Annotated in this window: 17 protein-coding genes; 11 read left to right on the forward strand and 6 right to left on the reverse strand. The window is 72.7% G+C overall.

All coding sequences use genetic code 11. The features are described 5' to 3' along the window. Positions 1-7: 7 nt before the first annotated feature. The gene (locus ACIHFE_RS03825) at positions 8-7,213 is read left to right on the forward strand and encodes a MupA/Atu3671 family FMN-dependent luciferase-like monooxygenase (RefSeq protein WP_400104404.1); all 7,206 of its coding nucleotides are present in this window, start codon (positions 8-10) and stop codon (positions 7,211-7,213) included. A 55-nt stretch (positions 7,214-7,268) separates the two neighbouring features. On the opposite strand, the gene ybaK is transcribed toward ACIHFE_RS03825, so the two are convergent. The 3 genes from ybaK to ACIHFE_RS03840 are packed head-to-tail and all read right to left on the reverse strand — an operon-like array spanning position 7,269 to position 10,143. Then, the gene (gene ybaK / locus ACIHFE_RS03830) at positions 7,269-7,763 is read right to left on the reverse strand and encodes a Cys-tRNA(Pro) deacylase (RefSeq protein ID WP_400104148.1); all 495 of its coding nucleotides are present in this window, start codon (positions 7,761-7,763) and stop codon (positions 7,269-7,271) included. 47 nt (positions 7,764-7,810) lie between these two features. After that, positions 7,811-8,548 (reverse strand): LON peptidase substrate-binding domain-containing protein, encoded by a 738-nt coding sequence (locus ACIHFE_RS03835; protein WP_400104149.1) that lies wholly within the window; start codon positions 8,546-8,548, stop codon positions 7,811-7,813. A 53-nt stretch (positions 8,549-8,601) separates the two neighbouring features. Further along, a complete protein-coding gene (locus ACIHFE_RS03840; RefSeq protein WP_400104405.1) occupies positions 8,602-10,143 on the reverse strand; it encodes an oxidoreductase in 1,542 nt (513 codons plus the stop codon). Positions 10,144-10,360: 217 nt separating this feature from the next. Between ACIHFE_RS03840 and hisD the strand changes: the two genes are divergently transcribed. From hisD to hisF, 8 genes are read left to right on the forward strand one after another with little or no spacing between them, the layout of a single operon-like run. Continuing rightward, the gene (gene hisD, locus ACIHFE_RS03845; protein WP_400104150.1) at positions 10,361-11,686 is read left to right on the forward strand and encodes a histidinol dehydrogenase; all 1,326 of its coding nucleotides are present in this window, start codon (positions 10,361-10,363) and stop codon (positions 11,684-11,686) included. Further along, complete coding sequence (locus ACIHFE_RS03850) at positions 11,683-12,786, forward strand: histidinol-phosphate transaminase (RefSeq protein ID WP_400104151.1); 1,104 nt, start codon at positions 11,683-11,685, stop codon at positions 12,784-12,786. Before hisD ends, ACIHFE_RS03850 begins: the two co-directional genes overlap by 4 nt. Then, a complete protein-coding gene (gene hisB / locus ACIHFE_RS03855; protein WP_400104152.1) occupies positions 12,783-13,376 on the forward strand; it encodes an imidazoleglycerol-phosphate dehydratase HisB in 594 nt (197 codons plus the stop codon). The genes ACIHFE_RS03850 and hisB overlap by 4 nt, the downstream gene beginning before the upstream one ends. Beyond that, positions 13,373-13,540, forward strand: a complete 168-nt coding sequence (locus ACIHFE_RS03860) for a hypothetical protein (RefSeq protein ID WP_400104153.1) — start codon at positions 13,373-13,375, stop codon at positions 13,538-13,540. The genes hisB and ACIHFE_RS03860 overlap by 4 nt, the downstream gene beginning before the upstream one ends. Beyond that, positions 13,537-14,178: an imidazole glycerol phosphate synthase subunit HisH gene (hisH, locus tag ACIHFE_RS03865; RefSeq protein WP_400104154.1), complete on the forward strand. Its 642-nt coding sequence runs from the start codon at positions 13,537-13,539 to the stop codon at positions 14,176-14,178. Before ACIHFE_RS03860 ends, hisH begins: the two co-directional genes overlap by 4 nt. Before the next feature lie 32 nt (positions 14,179-14,210). Next, entirely contained in the window at positions 14,211-14,939 is a 729-nt protein-coding gene (gene priA / locus ACIHFE_RS03870; RefSeq protein WP_400104155.1) for a bifunctional 1-(5-phosphoribosyl)-5-((5-phosphoribosylamino)methylideneamino)imidazole-4-carboxamide isomerase/phosphoribosylanthranilate isomerase PriA, read from the forward strand. Further along, on the forward strand, positions 14,936-15,376 hold the full coding sequence (locus ACIHFE_RS03875) for a RidA family protein (RefSeq protein WP_400104156.1): 441 nt from the start codon (positions 14,936-14,938) through the stop codon (positions 15,374-15,376). Before priA ends, ACIHFE_RS03875 begins: the two co-directional genes overlap by 4 nt. Continuing rightward, positions 15,373-16,128 carry an imidazole glycerol phosphate synthase subunit HisF gene (gene hisF, locus ACIHFE_RS03880; RefSeq protein WP_400104157.1) on the forward strand — a complete coding sequence of 252 codons (756 nt, stop codon included), beginning with the start codon at positions 15,373-15,375 and terminating at the stop codon, positions 16,126-16,128. Before ACIHFE_RS03875 ends, hisF begins: the two co-directional genes overlap by 4 nt. A gap of 25 nt (positions 16,129-16,153) precedes the next feature. Here the strand turns inward: hisF and ACIHFE_RS03885 are convergent, their stop codons facing one another. The 3 genes from ACIHFE_RS03885 to ACIHFE_RS03895 form a co-directional block, all read right to left on the reverse strand. After that, positions 16,154-16,681, reverse strand: a complete 528-nt coding sequence (locus ACIHFE_RS03885) for a DoxX family protein (RefSeq protein WP_400104158.1) — start codon at positions 16,679-16,681, stop codon at positions 16,154-16,156. A 69-nt stretch (positions 16,682-16,750) separates the two neighbouring features. Next, on the reverse strand, positions 16,751-17,383 hold the full coding sequence (locus tag ACIHFE_RS03890; RefSeq protein ID WP_400104159.1) for a TIGR03085 family metal-binding protein: 633 nt from the start codon (positions 17,381-17,383) through the stop codon (positions 16,751-16,753). A gap of 10 nt (positions 17,384-17,393) precedes the next feature. Beyond that, the gene (locus ACIHFE_RS03895; protein ID WP_400104160.1) at positions 17,394-18,185 is read right to left on the reverse strand and encodes a hypothetical protein; all 792 of its coding nucleotides are present in this window, start codon (positions 18,183-18,185) and stop codon (positions 17,394-17,396) included. Between the two features lie 86 nt (positions 18,186-18,271). Between ACIHFE_RS03895 and hisI the strand changes: the two genes are divergently transcribed. Together hisI and ACIHFE_RS03905 are read left to right on the forward strand one after the other, a co-directional pair. Further along, on the forward strand, positions 18,272-18,640 hold the full coding sequence (gene hisI / locus ACIHFE_RS03900; RefSeq protein ID WP_400104161.1) for a phosphoribosyl-AMP cyclohydrolase: 369 nt from the start codon (positions 18,272-18,274) through the stop codon (positions 18,638-18,640). An 11-nt stretch (positions 18,641-18,651) separates the two neighbouring features. Further along, the gene (locus ACIHFE_RS03905; protein ID WP_400104162.1) at positions 18,652-20,190 is read left to right on the forward strand and encodes an anthranilate synthase component I; all 1,539 of its coding nucleotides are present in this window, start codon (positions 18,652-18,654) and stop codon (positions 20,188-20,190) included. The last annotated feature ends 31 nt before the right edge of the window (positions 20,191-20,221 follow it).

Here is a 20,221-nt window from a genome sequence, read left to right on the forward strand (position 1 = left end):
GGCGGCCATGAACGAGCTCGCCCGCCGCATCGCCGGGCAGCTGGAGGCCGGCACGCCCGCCCCCGCACCCGCCCCCGCACCCCAGGTGCACGGCCCCCGGGTGACCGTCGCCCGCTCCTCCGGGATGGTGGACGGCGCCTCCCCGCACACCCAGCGGGAACACCTCGACGACCTCATCCGGCGCTACACCGCCAAGACCCCCACCTCCAAGCGGATCGCCCAGCGCCACCGCCGGGTGCTCGCCGACAGCCGGGCCGTGGTCGGATTCCGCAGCGCCACCAAGGAGATGCTCTACCCGCTGGCCGGGCGCCGGGCCCAGGGGGCGCGGCTGGAGGACGTCGACGGCAATGAGTATGTCGACATCACCATGGGCTTCGGCGTCCTGCTCTTCGGCCATGAACCGGACTTCGTCACCGAGGCGGTCCGCGAACACCTCTCGCGCGGCATCCAGCTGGGGCCGCGCGCCGAGGCCACCGGAGAGGCCGCCGAACTGCTGGCGGAACTGACCGGGCTGGAGCGGGTGGCCTTCGCCAACTCCGGTACCGAGGCCAACTCGGCGGCGATCCGGCTGGCCCGCGCGGCCACCGGCCGCGACCTGATCGTCACCTTCCATGGCGCGTACCACGGCCATGCCGACGGAGTGCTCGGCCGCACCTCGGGCGGCCGCACCGTGCCCGTCTCCAGCGGCATCCCGGCCGGCGCGGTCGGCGAGCTGCTGGTGCTCGACTACGGCAGCGAGTCCGCCCTGGCGGCGATCGAACGGCATGCGGCGCGGATCGCGGCGGTGGTGGTGGAGCCCGTACAGAGCCGGAACCCGGCCCTGCGGCCGGTGGAGTTCGTCCGCCGGCTGCGCCAACTGACCGCCCGCCATGGCATGGTGCTGCTCTTCGACGAAATGCTGACCGGCTTCCGGCCCGCCCCGCGCGGGGCCCAGGAGCTCTATGGCGTCACCCCCGACCTGGCCACCTACGGCAAGCTGCTCGGCGGCGGCTTCCCGATCGGGGCCATCGCCGGCCGGGCGGACATCATGGACGGCGTCGACGGCGGCCACTGGAGCTATGGCGACGACAGCTACCCGCCCACCGATACGACCTTCTTCGGCGGCACCTATATCCAGCACCCGGTGTCCATGGTGGCGGCCCGCGCCGTGCTGACCCACCTCAAGGAGCACAGCCCCGCCCTCCAGAACCGGCTCAACGACCGCACCGCCCGGCTGGCCGGCGACCTCAACTCCTTCTTTGAAACGGAGGAGTTCCCGCTGCGGATGACCCACTTCGGCTCCCAGTTCCGCTTTGAACACCGCGCGGACCTGGAACTCCTCTACCACCACCTGATGCTGCGCGGGGTGCATGTCTGGGAGTGGCGCAACTTCTTCCTCTCCACCGCCCACTCCGACGGCGACCTGGAGTTCATCGCCGAGGCGGTCAAGGGGTCGCTGCGCGAACTGAGATCGGCGGGATTCCTGCCGGCGAATGGTCCCGGGGCGGCTGGGCCGTTCACAGCGGCCGCGTCCGACGCGGCGCCGCAGACCTCGCCGAGGCCGGCGGGGGACGAGCCCGGGGCCATGACCGTGGACGGAACCTCGGCGGCCCCGGCGCCGTACCCGCCCGCGCCGGTGGAGACGGGCCGCACCGAGCCGCCCCGGCGCGCCGTACGCAGCCTGGCGCTCAACGCCGTCGCCGTCGCGGCGGAGCAAGCGGAGCCCCGTACCCCCGACTTCAGCGTCTACTTCTTCGGGGACTACCCGCAGGACGACACCACGCCCCGGCACGGCGCCTATGAACTTCTCCTGGAGACCGCCCGGTTCGCCGACCGGAACGGGTTCCATGCGCTCTGGATGCCGGAACGGCACTTCCACTCCTTCGGCGGGCTCTTCCCCAACCCCGCCGTGCTGGCGGCCGCCCTCTCCCGGGAGACGGAGCGGATCCGGCTCAACGCCGGCTCCGTGGTGCTGCCGCTGCACGATCCGGTGCGGGTCGCGGAGGAGTGGTCGATGGTCGACAACCTCTCCGGCGGCCGGGTCGGCATCGGGGTCGCCGGCGGGTGGCACGCCAGGGACTTTGTGTTCTTCCCCGAGCGGTTCGGGCGGCACAAGGAGCTGATGTACGAGCAACTGGCGCAGGTGCGCGCGCTCTGGCGCGGGGAGCCGCAGCGGCGCACCGGCGGGGACGGCGAGACCGAGGTGCGGCTGTTCCCACGGCCGGTACAGCAACTACCGCCGATGTACACGGCGGTGGTCGGCAACCCGGCCTCCTATGAGCTGGCCGCCCGGCACGACCTGGGCATTGTCACCAACCTGATGACGCAGACCGTGGAGCAGCTCGGGGAGAACATCGCCCGCTACCGCCGCACCCGGACCGAGCACGGGCTGGACCCGGCGGCCGGACGTGTGGCCGTACTGCTGCACACCTACCTGGCGGCCGACGAGGCCACCGCGCGGGCCGAGGCATATGAGCCGCTCGCCCGCTATATGCGGGCCTCGCTCTCGCTGTTCGGCGGCGTCGCCAACAGCCTGGGGCACTCCGTGGACCTGTCCACCCTGGGCGAGGACGACCTGGACGTGGTGTTCCGCCGCGCCTATGACCGCTACTGCGACCAGCGGGCCCTGATCGGCACCGTGGACACCGTGGCCCCGGTGGTGGACGCGGTGACCCGGGCGGGCGCGGACGAGATCGTGGCGTTGGTGGACTTCGGGGTCACCCCCGACCAACTGCGCTCGGGGCTGGGGCAGCTGGGCACGCTGCGCCGCCGGCGCCCACGGCCGCTGGACGAGGCGCCGCTCTCGCCGGGGCAGCAGCGGATCTGGTTCCTAGAGAACCTGCTGCCGGGCCGTACCGCCTACAACGAGACCAAGGCCATCCGTCTGGACGGCCCGCTGGACATCCCCGCCCTGCGGGCCGCGCTGCGCCGCCTGGTGGCCCGGCACCCGGGGCTGCGCACCGTGTTCCGGGAGCGCGCGGGCGAGCCCCGCCAACTGGTGCTGCCGCCCGGGGAGGCGGACTTCGAGGTGCTGGACGGCACACCGGTGGACCAGGTGCTCGCGGCCGAGAGCGCCCGCCGCTTCGACCTGGCGCGGGGGCCGCTGTTTGTCACCCGGCTGGTCCGGGAGGCCGAGGAGCGGCATGTCCTGGTGCTGTCCCTGCACCACATCGTGGTGGACGCGGCCTCCGCGACCCTCCTGGCCCGCGATCTGTCGGCCTGCTACCGCGCCGAGCGGGACGGCGGCGAGCCCGGCCTGCCGCCGGTGGAGTGGAGCTATGCCGACTACGCCCGGGAGGCGGCACAGGAGAAGGAGGACGACAAGGAGGAACTCGGCTACTGGGTACGGACGCTGGAAGGTGCGCCATCCGCCCTGGAGCTGCCCGCCGACCGGCCCCGGCCGGCGGCCATGACCTCCAACGGGAGGGCGGAGTTCCGCACCCTGGACGGCGAACTGTCGCGGAAGGTACGTGACATGGCGCGGGAGAAGCGGGCCACGCTCTTTATGGCGCTGCTCGCCGGGTACGCGGCCATGCTGCACCGGGTCACCGGACAGGAGGACCTGGTCATCGGCGCCCCGGTCGACAACCGGCCCGAACGGGCCCGGGAAGTGATCGGGTTCTTTGTCAACACCCTGGCGCTGCGGGTGGACCTGTCGGGAGACCCCTCCTTCGGCACACTGCTGGAACGGGTGCGCGGGGTGGCGCTGGACGCCTATGACCACGCACGGGTGCCCTTCGAGACGGTGGTGCAGGCGCTCGCCCGGCCCCGGACGACCGACCGCACCCCGGTGTTCCAGGTGCTCGCCGAGTTCCAGCGCGAGGAACCCTTCCGCTTCGACCTGCCCGGCATCCGGGCCACCCCGCTGGAGGCCGGCCCGGACAAGGCGCTGGCCGACCTCACCGTCTACTTCACCGACCAGCCACAGGGCATCCGCTGCCACCTGGAGTACAACACCGACCTGTTCGACCCACGGACCGTGGAGCGGTTCTTCGGCGTCTTCCGCGATCTGCTGGCGGCGGCCGTGGCGGCTCCCGGCGAGCCGCTGTCCCGGCTGGCCACGGATACGGGCGCCATATCCGCGCCCGCACCTTCGCCGGTACCCCCGGCCTGGCAGCACGGACCGCACCGGCCGCCGCCGGCGGTGACCGTCCCCGAGCTGGTCGCCCGGCAGGTGGCGGCGGGGCCGGACCGCACCGCGGTGACCGACGCCCACACCATGCTGACCTACCGCGAACTGGACGAACGCGCCGAGTGGCTGGCCGCCGCGCTGACGGAGCGGGACCCCGGCGGCGCCCCGGTGCTGCTGTGGCTGCCGCGCTCCGCCGACCTGGTGGTGGCCATGCTCGCCACGCTCAAGTCCGGCCGCCCCTATGTGCCGTTGGACCCGGCCCAGGGCCGGGCCCGACTGCGGACGGTACTGGCCGAGTGCCGGGCCGGGGTGGTGGTGTGCGCGCCGGACGTGGCAGAGGCGGTGCCGGACACAGTGGCCGTCATCACCCCCGGCACCCGCCCCCGGGGCACCGCCCGGCACCCCGCCGCACCCACGACTCCCGCATCCCCCTGCTATGTGATCTACACCTCCGGCAGCACCGGCGTGCCCAAGGGCGTCGCCGTCCCGCACCGCGCCGTGGTGGACCTGTGCCACTGGCAGCACCGGCGCTTCGGCTTCACCGAGGCCGACCGCGCCGCCATGGTGTGCAGCCAGAGCTTCGACGCCTCGGTACTGGAGATCTGGCCCGCCCTGGCCGCGGGCGCCTCGCTCACCATCGCCGACGAGCGGCTGGCCAAGGACCCCCTGGCGCTGGCCCGTTGGTACACCGCCCAGCGGGTCACCTTCACCATCCTGCCCACCGCCCTGGGCGAGGCGGTGCTCCGGCTGCCGCCCGCCGACCAGCCACCGCTGCGCCAACTGCTGCTGGGCGGCGACGTACTGCGCACCCGGCCGCGCCCCGAGGCGGCCTATGAGACCGTCAATGTGTACGGGCCGACCGAGGTCACCGTGCTGTGCACCACGGAGACCGTGCCCGCCGGGGAGGCCGGAGCCGGGCGGATCGCCATCGGGCGCCCGGTGGACAACGTACGGCTGCGGGTGACCGACACGGCCGGCCGGCCGGTGCCGGTGGGCACGGTGGGCGAGCTGTGGGTCGGCGGCCCGGGGGTGGCCCTGGGCTATCTGCACCAGCCCGCGCTGACCGAGGAGCGCTTCCGGCCGGACCCCGAGGGCGGCCCGGACGGCCGGCTGTACCGCACCGGCGACCTGGTGCGCTGGACGGCGGAGGGCAGGCTGGAGTTCCAGGGCCGCACCGACGACCAAGTGAAGATCCGCGGCTTCCGGGTCGAGCCGGAGGAGGTCTCACTCGCCCTCAACGGCCTGGACGGCATCGCCCAGGCGGTGGTGCTGGCCCGGCGCAACGGCCGAGAGGAGGCCTACCTCGCCGCCTACGCGGTGCCCGCCGACCCGGTGGGGGAGGGCGCCGAGGACCGGCAGGCCTTCGCCGACCTGATGGCCGAGGAACTCGCCGCCCGGCTGCCGGACCATCTGCTGCCGCGCGCCTGGGCCGTGCTGCCCGCCCTGCCGCTGACCACCACCGGCAAACTGGACCGGGCCCGGCTGCCCGCCCCGGACCTGGTCGCCACCGCACGGGGCCGGCGCACCCCGGACCGTACCGGGCCCGCCGCCGGACCCGAGCCCGGGACCTACCGGCGGCTGCGGGAGCTCTGGGCCGAGGAGCTGGGCACCGGCCCCGCCCAACTGGCGCCCGATGCCTCCTTCTTCGACCTGGGCGGCGACTCCATCTCCGCGATGCGGCTGGTCAACCGGGTACGGCAGGAGTTCGGCACCGAGTACCCGATGCTGGACTTCTACCGGCGGCCCACCCTGGGGGCGATGGCGGCCCAGTTGGAAGAAGCGGCCCAGCTGGAAGAAGGGGAAGAGGGGGCAGCGGGGGCAGCGGACGGCGAGGTGGAGTGCCGGGCGCCGGTCACCGGCCAGCAGGCCCGCTTTATCGCCCTGCACCAGGAGCACCCACTGCCCCAGGTGTTCAATGTGGCCATGCGGCTCACCCTCACCGGGGAGCCGGACCCGGCGGCACTGCGCACCGCCTGGACCCAACTGACCGAGCGGCACCGGTCGTTGCGCACCCGCTTCACCGAGGCGGACGGGCAGTGGTGGCAGGAGATCCTGCGGCCCCGGCCGGTGGAACTGCCGGTGGAGGACCTGCGGGCGCGGCCGGCGGAGGAGGAGTGGATCAGCGCCCGGGCCGCCGACACCCCCTTCACCCTCACCGCCTCGGCCGGGCCGGCGCTCCGGCTGCTGCGCACCGGGGAGCACACGTGGGTGCTGCTGCTGGTCCTGCACCACGCCATCTGCGATGGCTGGGCGGTCAGCCTGCTGCTGACCGAACTGGCCGCGCTCTATGACGCCGCCGTCACCGGGGTGCCCCACCGGCTGCCGGCGGCCCCGTACCAGCCCACCGACTACGCCGAGCGGCAGCGCCGGCCGGCCGGTCCGGCCGATGAGCGGCGCCGGCTGGAGCACTGGCTGCGGGAGCTGGATGGGGCGCCCTTCGAGACCGTGCTGCCGCTGGACCGGCCGAGGTCGGCCAAGTCCAGCGGGCGGGGGGATGTGGTGGCCTTCACCGTGCCCGCCGGGGTGCGCACGGCGGTGGAGCGGCTGGCCGCGCGGCTGGGCACCACGCCCTTCGCGGTCACCGCGGCTGCTCTGGGCCGGCTGCTGGCCCGCACCTCCGGCCGGCCGGAGGCGCTGTTCAACATCTCCTACGCCAACCGCGAGCACCGCGAACTGGAGTCGCTGCTGGCCTGCGCGGTCGCCGGGATCCCGCTACGGGTGCGGGACGCGGACGCCGGCTCCTTCGCCGCCCTGGTCCGGCAGGTCGCCCGGAGCACGGCTGAGGGCATCGACCGGCAGTTGCCGCTGACCCGGGTGGCCCCGGTGCTGGCGGAGCGCACCGGCACGGCGGTGCCCGACCGGCTGACGGTCGGCTTCGCCTACCAGAACTCCCTGCGGACGGAGGTACAACTGACCGGGCTCGCCGTGGGGGTTGAGGATCTGGTCCCGGCCGCCGCCCGCACCGACCTCACCTTCGGGCTGGTCCCCGCCGGGGAAGTGCTCAGCGGTTTTGTGGAGTTCTCCACCGACCTCTGGGACCGGGCAACCATCGAGGGCTGGGCCCGCGACTATGTCGCACTCCTCGGGGAGGCCGGGCAGTAGGGGACGGGTTTCCGTCGGAATTACCGCGGGTTGCCGGCGGAAACCCGGCCGCAACTCACCGCTCGCGCCGCACCGGGGCGATGGCCGCCGAGGTCAGCGAGGCCAACTCGCCGGGAGCCAGCTCGACTTCGAGGCCGCGGCGGCCCGCGGAAATGTAGATGGTGGCGTGGGGGAGGGCGGAGTCGTCCAGGACGGTGGGCAGGCGGCGGCGCTGGCCCAGGGGGGAGATGCCGCCGCGTACATAGCCGGTGGCCCGCTCGGCGGCGGCCGGGTCGGCCATCGCGGCCCGTTTGCCGCCGGCCGCCAGGGCCAGCCCCTTGAGGTCCAGGGAATGGGACACCGGCACCACGGCCACCGTCAGCGCCCCGTCCACCTCGGCGACCAGCGTCTTGAACACCCGCTCCGGGGGGACACCCAGCGCCTCGGCCGCCTCCTCGCCATAGGAGGCCGCACTGGGCTGGGACTCGTAGGAGTGAAGGGAGAAGGGCACCCCGGCCCGTTCCAGGGCGACTATGGCGGGGGTGCCGCCGGTGCCGGACCGCTTGCCCAAAACGCTCGCTCCTCGCCTCGGTTGCACCGGCCTCGGGTGGACCGGCCTCAGTTGGGACTGGTCGGCTGCCGGGTCAGCTCGATGGCCGGCAGCGAGGGGAGCTTACCGATCAACGCGGTCTCGGCGCGCAGCAGTTTCAGCTCGTCCGCCAGCCGGGAGGCGGTGTCCGGCGCCTGGAGCAGCCGCTGCTTGGCCGGTACGTCCAGCATGGCCGCGGCCGCGACCAGATAGGACAGCACCGAGGGCTCGGTGGGCAGTTCGCTCTGCCCGGCCAGTGACCGCTCCACCGCCCCGGCCAGCCGCTTCTGGTAGGTGCGGAAGGCCCGTAGCACTCCCGAGGCCAGGGCCCCGGCCTCGTCGCCCTGCCGCTCCTCCAGGTGCTCGACCTCGCCGGTGAGGAAAGGGCCGGTGGCGTCCACCGACAGCAGCCGGAAGCGGGTGGTGCCGGTGGACAGCACCTCGAAGGTGCCATTGGGGTGCTCCTTGATGGTGGCCGCCTCGGCCACACAGCCCACCGAGTGGAAGGAGCGGATCGGGTCCGGCCCGAAGCCGGTGGCCGGGCCGGGCTCCGGACGGGACTCCTCCGGCAGGCCCGGGGCGCTGTGCGCCACCTCGAAGCCGTCCCGGATGGCCACCACGCCGAACCGGCGCGGCAACTCCTCGGGCAGCTGGTCCAGATGGCGCATCATCGCGCGATACCGCTGCTCGAAGACGTTCAGCGGGAGGACGAGGCCCGGGAACAGCACCGAGTTCAGCGGGAAGATGGGCAGGCGCGCGGTGGTCACAGCCGGTAAGCCTAATGGTCCGGCCGGGCGATCGGTCCTCGGTGGCCGAACCGTCACCGGCGCTGCAGCAGCCGGGAGGCGCCCGCGGTGACCGTGGTGGCCAGCACCCAGCCGACCAGTACCAGGGCCGCGGCCAGCCACTGCCCCAGCCCCTCGGTCCGCCACGCCTTGCCCTGCCCCAGGTCGACGATGGGCAGCAGCAGGTCCAGGGTGTACAGCTCGGGATTCCAGGTCGGCGCCTCGTCATGGCGGATCGGCGGCATGGGGTGCCCGGCGAAATAGAGGGTGCCCAGCGCCCAGAGCACCGCCATCCAGAGCGCCGCCCGGCCGGGGCGGTAGCCATAGGCCACCGTCCAGTCCTGCAGCAGGCCCCAGGCCTTGCCGGCCAGTGGCAGGGTCTCGCGTCTGCGGCGCTGTTTGGCCAGCAGCACCGCCCGGGCGTCGGCGTCCTCGCCACCGCCGCGCAGCGCCCCGGCCAGCCGCTCATAGGGCTCCGGGGCGTACTCGGGGGTGGCCGCCGCCACCCACTCCAGCCGTTTGGCCAGCGGGAACGGGCCGAGCGGGATCAGGGTTTCATAGGAGAAGCCGGCCATGACCAGGGAGCCGGGGCCGGGCCAGCTCTCCCAGCGGTCCACCAGGTTGACCACCCGGGCGCCGGAGAGCACCACCCGGCCCTCCACCGGTCTCTCCCCGAGGAAGCGCAGCTCGGGCGTCTGCACCCGGCGCAGTGACAGCTCCTGGCCGGAGCCCAGGGTCAGCCGGGCCATACTGAAGTCGATGGCGTCACCGAACCGGCCGTCGTCCAGCCGTATGCCGCCCTCACAGGTGAAGCGCTGCAGCCGGGTGCCCTGCTCCGGGGCGGTCATGGCGATCCCGTACGGGGGAGTGGCCCCGCTGGGGGTGGGCGAGGCGCTGATCCCGGCCGGGGTGAGATAGAAGGTGCGCTCCACGGTCAGCTGGGGGGCATTGAGCGCCCGCTGCCCGTAGGGGTTGCTCAGGGTGGTGCCGCGCAGGCTGAGCGAGACCCCTATCCGGGCGCCGCGCATGCTCAACTCGCCGTAGGACCTGGCCAGTTCGGCCTGGAGGTCCTGGCCCACCGAGAGGCCGTCGGCGGCCAGCGACTGGCCGCGCCGGTCCCGGCGCACCACCAGCTGGTTGAGCAGCAGATCCGTGCCGATATGGGCATCGGTCAGCCGGATGCCCCGGCGCACCACGCACCGGGTCAGATGCAGGTCGCCCTCGGTGCGCAGCCGGGCCGCCTCCAGCCGGGGCAGGGCGCAGCCGACCAGGCGCAGGGTGGTGAAGTGGCATTCCGGCAGCAGGACCTGCTGGTCGAAACGGCAGTTCTGCAGCTCCACATAGGGCGCCACGGTGCCGCCGGACAGGTCCAGGGTGCCGGTGATGTGCGCCCCGTTGAGCTTGAGCGCGCTGACCCGGCCGGGCAGCGCGGGCGGCCCGGCCAGCAGCAGCAGGGCCACCACCTCGGCCCGCACACTGCGCTCCGGGCCCCAGGTGTGCGGGCCGCCTGGATCGTTCTGCTCGGCGAAGGGGGTGCGCAGATCATGGGTGCTGCCGGTGCGGAAGGCCTGCCACATGCCCAGTTCCGGGCCGGTGAGATCGAGTCCGGCGGGGAGCCGGTCGCTCTGCGGATCGATCACGGGTCCCTCCCCTCGGCCGTACGTCTGTGCGTACGATTCCCCTTGGGTGAGGGGTTGAACACGTGCGGTGAGAACGGTTCCCGGGCGACCGGCGGCGTATCACTGAGTGGTACGGAGAGCCGTGAGCCAGGGCGGGTCTGAGACAATTGGCCATGTGATCTCCCGAATCGATCTGCGCGGTGCCGCCTTCGCCGAGGGCCGCATCGACCGCGACCTGCTGCCCCGAGCCGAACTCGACGTCGAGGCCGCCCTGGAGAAGGTGCGGCCCATCTGCGAGGACGTGCATCATCGCGGCACCGCGGCGCTGATCGACTACGCCGAGCGGTTCGACGGCGTGAAGATCGACCGGGTCCGGGTGGCCCCCGAGGCCATCGACCGCGCCCTGGCCGAGCTGGATCCGGCCGTCCGGGCCGCCCTGGAGGAGTCCATCCGGCGGGCCCGCAAGGTCCACCGAGAACAGCGCCGCACCGACAAGACCGTGATCGTGGTGCCCGGCGGCACCGTCACCGAACGCTGGGTGCCGGTGGAGCGCGTCGGCCTGTACGTCCCGGGCGGCCGCTCGGTCTACCCCTCCTCCGTGGTGATGAATGTGATCCCGGCCCAGGAGGCCGGGGTCGGCTCCATGGCCATCGCCTCGCCCCCGCAGAAAGAGCACGACGGGCTGCCGCACCCCACCATCCTGGCCGCCTGCGCCCTGCTGGGCATTGACGAGGTGTACGCGGCGGGCGGCGCCCAGGCGGTCGCCATGTTCGCCTATGGCACCGAGGAATGCCGCCCGGTCAACATGGTCACCGGCCCCGGCAACATCTGGGTGGCCGCCGCCAAGCGGCTGCTCAAGGGCCGCATTGGCATCGACGCCGAGGCCGGCCCCACCGAGATCGCCATCCTGGCCGACCACACCGCCGACCCGGTGCACCTCGCCGCCGACCTGATCAGCCAGGCCGAGCACGACCCGCTGGCCGCCGCGGTGCTGGTCACCGACTCCGAGGAACTGGCCGGCGCCGTCGAGCGGGAGCTGGAGACCCAGGTCGCCGCCAGCAAGCACATCGACGACCGGATCGTGCCCGCCCTGGGCGGCCGCCAGTCCGGCATTGTGCTGGTCGACGGCATCGAGCAGGGCCTGGCCGTGGTGAACGCCTACGGCGCCGAACACCTGGAGGTCCAGACCGCCGACGCGGCGGCGGTGGCCGCCCGGGTGCGCAACGCCGGCGCCATCTTCATCGGCCCCTACTCGCCCGTCTCCCTCGGCGACTACTGCGCCGGCTCCAACCACGTCCTGCCCACCGGCGGCTGCGCCTGCCACTCCTCCGGGCTGTCGGTGCAGAGCTTCCTGCGCGGCATCCACGTGGTGGACTACAGCCGCGAGGCGCTGGCCGAGGTGGCCCGCCATGTGGTCACCCTGGCCGAGGCCGAGGACCTGCCGGCGCACGGGGCGGCCCTCAAGGCGAGGTTCGACTGGAAGGTGCCCGGAAACAAGTGACCCGCATCGACGAGCTGCCCATCCGGGACGAGCTGCGTGGCAAGTCCCCTTATGGGGCACCCCAGTTGGACGTCCCGGTACGGCTGAACACCAACGAGAACCCCTACCCGCTGCCCGAGCCGCTGGTGGCCCGGATCGCCGAGCGGGTGGCCGAGGCCGCCCGCCACCTCAACCGCTACCCCGACCGGGACGCGGTGGAGCTGCGCACCGAGCTGGCCAGGTACCTCACCCGCACCACCGGCCATGAGGTCACCAAGGACGGCGTCTGGGCGGCCAACGGCTCCAACGAAATCATCCAGCAGCTGCTGCAGACCTTCGGCGGCCCCGGCCGCACCGCCATCGGCTTCGAGCCCTCGTACTCCATGCACGCCCTGATCTCCCGGGGCACCGGCACCGGCTGGATCTCCGGGCCGCGCAACGAGGACTTCACCATCGATGTGGCCGCGGCCGAGGCCGCCATCGCCGGGCACCGGCCCGAGGTGGTCTTCATCTGCTCGCCCAACAACCCCACCGGCACCGCGGTGGAGGCCGAGACCGTGCTGCGGCTCTACGAGGCCGCCCAGGCCGCCCGCCCCTCGCTGGTGGTGGTGGACGAGGCATACGGCGAGTTCAGCCACCGCCCCTCGCTGCTCCCGCTGCTCGAGGGCCGGCCCAACCTGGTGGTCTCCCGCACCATGTCCAAGGCCTTCGGCGCGGCCGGCCTGCGGCTGGGCTACCTGGCCGCGGACCCGGCGGTGGTGGACGCGGTACAGCTGGTACGGCTGCCGTACCACCTCTCGTCCGTCACCCAGGCCACCGCGCTGGCCGCGCTGGAGCACACCGACACCCTGCTGGGCTACGTCGAACAGCTCAAGGCGGAACGCGACCGTCTGGTCACCGAACTGCGCGCCATCGGCTGCGAGGTGACCGAATCGGACGCCAACTTCGTCCAGTTCGGCCGCTTCGCGGACAGCCACGCCACCTGGCGGGCCATCCTCGACCGGGGTGTGCTGGTACGGGACAACGAGGTGCCGGGCTGGCTGCGGGTGACCGCCGGCACGCCCGAGGAGAACGACGCGTTCCTGGACGCGGTCCGTGCAGTGATGAAGGAGAACCAATGAGCCGCGTGGGCCGCGTGGAGCGCACCACCAAAGAGACCTCGGTACTGGTCGAGATAGATCTCGACGGCACCGGACAGGTCGACGTCTCGACCGGCGTCGGCTTCTACGACCACATGCTCGACCAGCTCGGCCGGCACGGGCTGTTCGACCTCACCGTCAAGACCGACGGCGACCTGCACATCGACACCCACCACACCATCGAGGACACCGCCCTCGCGCTGGGCGCCGCCTTCCGGCAGGCGCTCGGCGACAAGGTGGGCATCTACCGGTTCGGCAACTGCACCGTGCCGCTGGACGAGGCACTGGCCCAGGTCACCGTGGACCTCTCCGGCCGCCCCTACCTGGTGCACACCGAGCCGGCGAACATCGCGCCGATGATCGGCAGCTATGACACCACCATGACCCGGCACATACTCGAGTCCTTTGTCGCCCAGGCGCAGATCGCCCTGCACGTCCACGTCCCCTACGGGCGCAACGCGCACCACATCGTGGAATGCCAGTTCAAGGCGCTGGCCCGGGCCCTGCGCTACGCCTGCGAGCCCGACCCGCGGGCCGCCGGGATCATTCCGTCCACGAAGGGGGCACTGTGAACGGCACGTCTACCGCGCTGATCCTGGTCGGGCTGTTCCTGGTCGGCGGCATCATCTCCTTCCTCAAGCAGGGCATGCCCAAGAGCGTGATCGTGCTGCTGGGCATCAGCGCCGTGCTGTGCCTGGCCGCCGGAGCGCTGCGCATCAAGGGGCTGTGGGCATGAGCGACAAGAAGAAAGTGGTCGTCTTCGACTACGGCTTCGGCAATGTCCGGTCCGCCGAGCGGGCGCTGGCCCACGCCGGCGCCGAGGTGGAGATCACCGGCGACTACGACCGGGCCATGACGGCCGATGGGCTGCTGGTGCCCGGCGTGGGCGCCTTCGCCGCCTGTATGGAAGGGCTGCGCGCCGCCCGCGGCGACTGGATCGTCGGCCGGCGGCTGGCCGGCGGACGGCCGGTGATGGGCATCTGCGTCGGCATGCAGATCCTCTTCGAACGGGGCATCGAGCACGGCACCGAGACCGAGGGCCTGGACGAGTGGCCCGGCCTGGTCGAGCCGCTCCGGGCGCCCGTGGTGCCGCACATGGGCTGGAACTCCGTCACCCCCGCCGAGGGATCCCGGCTCTTCGCCGGGCTCGACGCGGACACCCGCTACTACTTCGTCCACTCCTATGCGGTGCGCGAGTGGCAGCTGGAGATCACCAACGACGCCATCCGCGCCCCCAAGGTCACCTGGGCCACCCATGGCGAGCCCTTTGTCGCCGCCGTGGAGAACGGCCCGCTGTGGGCCACCCAGTTCCACCCCGAGAAGTCCGGCGACGCCGGAGCGGTGCTGCTCCGCAACTGGCTGGACACGCTGTGACCCGTACCGCCCCCTACCGTAAGGTCGCCCGCATGACTCACCGCCTTGAACTCCTCCCCGCCGTGGATGTCCGTGACGGTCAGGCGGTACGGCTGGTCCATGGCGAATCCGGCAGCGAGACCTCCTACGGGGACCCGCTGGCCGCCGCCCAGGCGTGGCAGCGGGCCGGCGCCGAGTGGCTGCACCTGGTCGACCTGGACGCCGCCTTCGGCACCGGCGACAACCGGGAGCGGATCGCCGAGGTGGTCCGCGCCATGGACATCAAGGTCGAGCTCTCCGGCGGCATCCGCGACGATGACTCGCTGGCCGCCGCCCTGGCCACCGGCTGTACCCGGGTGAACCTGGGCACCGCCGCCCTGGAGTCCCCCGAATGGGTGGCCAAGGTGATCGCCGAGCACGGTGAGAAGATCGCGGTCGGCCTGGACGTCCGCGGCACCACCCTGCGCGGCCGCGGCTGGACCCGCGACGGCGGCGACCTCTACGAGACCCTGGCCCGCCTGGACGCCGAGGGCTGTGCCCGCTACGTGGTCACCGACATCGCCAAGGACGGCACCCTGCAGGGTCCCAACCTGGAGCTGCTGAAGAACGTCTGCGCGGCCACCGACAAGCCGGTGGTCGCCTCCGGCGGGGTCTCCTCCCTTGACGATCTGCGGGCAATCGCCACTCTGGTACCGGAGGGTGTGGAAGGCGCCATCGTCGGCAAGGCCCTCTACGCCAAGGCGTTCACCTTGGAAGAGGCTCTGGAGGCAGTGTCCGGATGAGCGCGGCAGATTCCCGGGGGGCGACCCCCGGACCCCAGTCGGGCCCGGTCGTACGGCGAGTGCAGACAGACAGTCCCTGGGAGGAGACGATCGGCTTCGCACGTGCCGTGGCAGCCGGGGACCGGGTGCTGGTCTCCGGGACCATGCCCCTGGTGCACGGTGTGCTGCACGGCGAGGGCGACCCCTATGAACAGGCCAAGGTGGCCTTCGGCAACGCGCTGGAGGCGCTCAAGCGCTTCGGTTTGGGGCCCGAGTCGGTGATCCGTACCCGGATGTACCTCACCCACGCCCGGGACGTGGACGCCGTGGGCCGCGCCCACAAGGAACTGTTCGACACCGTCCGGCCGGCCGCGACCCTGGTCGTGGTCTCCGGGTTCGTCGACTCCCGGGTGCTGGTCGAAGTAGAAGTAGAAGCTTTCCGAGGAGAATCCGCGTGACCCTCGCGGTACGAGTCATCCCCTGCCTGGACGTGGACAACGGCCGGGTCGTCAAGGGCGTCAACTTCCAGAACCTGCGGGACGCCGGCGACCCGGTGGAGATGGCCCGGATCTACGGCCGGGAGGGCGCCGACGAGCTCACCTTCCTGGACATCACCGCCTCCTCCGGCAACCGCGAGACCACCTATGACGTGGTGCGCCGCACCGCGGAGCAGGTCTTCATCCCGCTCACCGTGGGCGGCGGGGTGCGCACCGCCGAGGACGTGGACAAGCTGCTGCGCGCCGGCGCGGACAAGGTCGGCGTCAACACGGCGGCGATCGAGCGGCCGGAGCTGATCCGGGAGATCGCCGAGCGGTTCGGCCGCCAGGTGCTGGTGCTGTCGGTGGACGCCCGCCGTACCGCCGCCGGCACCTTCGAGGTCACCACGCACGGCGGCCGCCGGGGCACCGGACTGGACGCCATTGAGTGGGCGCACCGGGCGGCGGAGCTGGGCGCCGGCGAGATCCTGCTGAACTCCATGGACGCGGACGGCACCAAGGACGGCTACGACGTGGAGATGATCCGCGCCGTGCGCAAGCATGTCTCCGTGCCGGTGATCGCCTCAGGCGGCGCGGGCCGCCTGGAGCACTTCGCCCCGGCGGTGGCGGCGGGCGCGGACGCGGTGCTGGCGGCATCCGTCTTCCACTTCGGAGATCTGCGCATCGGCGAGGTCAAGGGCGCACTGCGCGAGGCCGGGCACCCGGTGCGGTAAGCGCGCTTGTGCCCGGCGGCGGAACCTAGCCCCGGATCAGCAGCACCACCAGTGCCGCGACGCCCGCCAGCACAATCGCGGCCACTCCGTACACCGCCCGATGCTCACGCAGCATCGGCACCGGCAGGTAGGGATCGACCGCGTACCGCCCCGGCCCGGTCAGGGCCAGGGCGGCCGCCCCGACCGTGATCAGCAGCGTGTACTCCACACCCTTGGGGGCGAAGAACCCTCCGCCCCAGGTCACCCAGAGCGCGTTGATCATGTTGCCCAGCAACGCGGCCGCCGCGAGCGGCGTCAGCAGGCCGAGGAAGATCCCCACCCCGCCGAGCCCCTCGCAGAGGCCGCTCATGACGGCCATCGCCTTGGGCCAGGGGTACCCCAGAAGGAGGAACCCCTTCGCGGTTCTGTCGAGGCCGTCCCCGCCGAACCAGCCGAACAGCTTCTGCGCGCCGTGCGCGGCCATGATCAGACCGAGCATCATCCGGAACAGCAGCAGTCCGGCGGAGACCCCGTCCACGGCGGCCATGGGGACGGTGCTGCGCTGGTAAGCCATGATGGGCGCCTCCTTCGAGGCCGGGCGCTAACTCAGCCCAGTGTGCGCCCCCGGGGCGGGCCCGGCAGCTCAGATGCCCAGCCGGGCCGCCCGCAGCTTGGCCTGCACCTCCGGCGCGCCGTCCAGCTCCACCCGGGCCGCGTCCTGCCGCCCCAGGGCGAACAGCACCAGCTCGCCGGGCTCGCCGGTGACCGTCACCACCGGCGCGCCCCGGCGGGCCACCACGGTACGGCCGTCGGGGCGGCGCAGCACCAGGCCGGCCGGCGCCTTGCGCCCCACGATCCGGGCGACCTTCTCCAGCCGGCTCCACAGCGCGTCCGCGAACACCGGGTCGAGCTCGCGCGGCGTCCAGTCCGGCTGGGCGCGGCGCACATCCTCGGTGTGCACATAGAACTCCACCGTGTTGGCCGCCTCGTCGATCTGCTTGAGGGCGAACGGCGAGGTCCGCGGCGGCCCGGTGCGGATCAGCTGGATCAGTTCCTCGTACGGCCTGGCGGCGAACTCGGCCTGCACCCGCTCCAGCCGGGCGGCCAGCGGCTTGATCAGCACCCCGGCGGCCGCGTCGGAGCGACGCTCGCGTACCACGATATGAGCCGCGAGGTCCCGGGTGCTCCACCCCTCGCAGAGCGTGGGGGCGTGCGGCCCGGCCGTCTCCAACAGGTCGGCGAGAAGCAGGCGTTCGCGCTGTGCGTGTGTCGACATGACGGCCACCCTACGACTGACCGGGCAGCGGCGCGTCCAGCTTGGCACCACCGGGCTTGTCGCTGAGGGTGATGGCGCAGGCGACCTGGCGCTCACCGCGCAGCAGCACCGCCATCCGGGTCGGGTACAGCGCGTAGTAGTAGTACCTCCGGCCGTCGCCGATGGACTTCAGCCGCTGCTCGGCCACGTCCTTGCACAGCGCCAGCGCCTTGTCCTTGATCTGCGTCTCGTTGTCCAGCGCGCCTTCCAGCTGCTCGTTGGATATCACCTGGCCGTCATGGCTGCCGGTGCAGGAGCGCTTCTCCGCCTGGGTCAGGGACGGGGAGAGCTGGGGTGCGTCGAAGCAGTCGCCGGGCTTGAGGGTGATCAGCGGCGGTGGCGAGGCCGGGGCCGTGGAGGGGGTGTCGCGCGGCGTCGGCGTGGCCGGCGGCCGGTTGTCCAGGTTCGGCGAGGCGCTCTCCACCGGGCTGGGCGAGGAGGAGGAGTGCGCCACCGGCTTGTCGTCCTTGCCGCCGCTGTTGGCCAGGATCAGCCAGCCCACCGCCAGACCCACCACCAGCACCACCGCGACCACGATCGCCGCGATCTTCGCCCCATTGCCGCCGGAGGGCGCGGGCGGTACCGGCGGGGGCCCGTACGGCCCGTAACCGGGCGGGCCGTAGGGCGGACCGGCGGGCGGCTGCGCGCCGAACGGCGGCTGCTCGGGAGGCAGCGGGCCGAAGCCCTGCGGCGGGCCGAAACCGCCACCGCCGCCCGGTGGTTGGGGCGGATTCGACGGCGGCGGCGGAGGCGGAGAGGTCATGACCGAAGCATGCCGTATCCCTCCGACAGGCGTGCGAGGGGGCCGTACCGGAGAGGCACCTGGGACCGGCGCGGCAGAATGAACCCATGACCGGCCGCATTCCCGCCAGCTCCTCGTCCCTCGACCCCGCCATCGCCGCCCGCCTCAAGCGCGACGCCGACGGCCTGATCCCCGCCGTCGCCCAGCAGTACGACACCGGTGAGGTGCTGATGGTCGGATGGATGGACGACGAGGCACTGCACCGCACCCTGACCACCGGCCGCTGCACCTACTACAGCCGCAGCCGCCAGGAGTACTGGGTCAAGGGCGACACCTCCGGCCATGTCCAGCATGTGAAGTCGGTGGCCCTGGACTGTGACGCGGACACCCTGCTGGTCAAGGTCGACCAGGTGGGTCCCGCCTGCCACACCGGCACCCGCACCTGCTTCGACTCCGGTGATCTTCCCCTGGGCTAGGCTCCGCTGCCATGGCCGCCATCTCGGACGTCACCCCCACCGCGGACACCTTCCGCGCGCTCGCCAAGGACCGCCGGGTCATCCCGGTGACCCGGCGCTTCCTCGCCGACGGGGACACCCCCGTCGGCCTCTACCGCAAGCTCGCCGGCGAACGGCCCGGCACCTTTCTGCTGGAGTCCGCCGAGAACGGCCGCACCTGGTCGCGCTACTCCTTCATCGGCGTCCGCTCCTCCGCCACGCTGACCGTGCGCGACGGACAGGCCCACTGGCTGGGCACCCCGCCGGTCGGAGTGCCCGTCGACGGCGACCCGCTGGCGGCGCTGCGGGCCACCGTGGAGACCCTGCACACCCCGCGCGACCTCATCGAGGGCAGCGGGCTGCCGCCCTTCACCGGCGGCATGGTCGGCTACCTCGGCTATGACATCGTCCGGCGGCTGGAGAAGATCGGCGAACACCCGGGCGGCGCCCGGGACCCCCTGGGCCTGCCCGAGCTGACCATGCTGCTCACCTCGGACCTGGCGGTGCTCGACCACTGGAACGGCACCGTGCTGCTGATCGCCAACGCGATCAACCACAACGACCTGGAGACCGGTGTCGACGAGGCCTACGCCGACGCGCTGGCCCGCCTGGACGCCATGGCCGCCGACCTGGCCCGGCCCGTCCCCAGCAGCCCGGCCGTGCTGCCGCCCGCCGAACTGCCCGAGTTCACCGCCCGCTGGGGCGGCCCGGACTACCGGGCCGCGGTGGACGACATCAAGGAGCGCATCCGGGCCGGCGAGGCCTTCCAGGTGGTGCCCTCCCAGCGCTTCGAGGCCCCCTGCGAGGCATCCGCGCTGGACGTCTACCGGGTCCTGCGGGCCACCAACCCCAGCCCGTATATGTACCTCCTGCGGTTCGACGGCTTCGATGTGGTGGGCTCCAGCCCGGAGGCCCTGGTCAAGGTCGAGGACGGCCGGGCCATGGTGCACCCCATCGCCGGCACCCGCCCGCGCGGCGCCACCCCGCAGGCCGACGCCGCGCTCGCCGAGGAACTGCTGGCCGACCCCAAGGAGCGCGCCGAGCACCTGATGCTGGTCGACCTGGGCCGCAACGACCTCGGCCGGGTCTGCGAGCCGGGCAGCGTGGAGGTGGTCGACTTCATGTCCATCGAGCGCTACAGCCATGTGATGCACATCGTCTCCACCGTCACCGGCCGGCTGGCCCCCGGCCGCAGCGCCTTCGATGTGCTCACCGCCTGCTTCCCGGCCGGCACCCTGTCCGGCGCCCCCAAACCCCGCGCCATGCAGATCATCGAGGAGCTGGAGCCGGTCCGCCGCGGCCTGTACGGCGGAGCCGTCGGCTATCTGGACTTCGCCGGCGACTCGGACACCGCCATCGCCATCCGCACCGCGGTGCTCCGCGACGGCACCGCCTATGTCCAGGCCGGGGCGGGCGTGGTGGCCGACTCCGACCCGGCCGCCGAGGACGCCGAGTGCCGCAACAAGGCCGCCGCGGTGCTGCGCGCGGTGCACGGCGCCGCCCGGCTCACCCGCCCGGGGGCACCCGTGTGACCCCGGCTGCGCGGCGCCCGGGGCGCCGGGG

The organism is Streptomyces sp. NPDC052396, from assembly GCF_044593195.1.
Classification (GTDB): Bacteria; Actinomycetota; Actinomycetes; order Streptomycetales; family Streptomycetaceae; genus Streptomyces.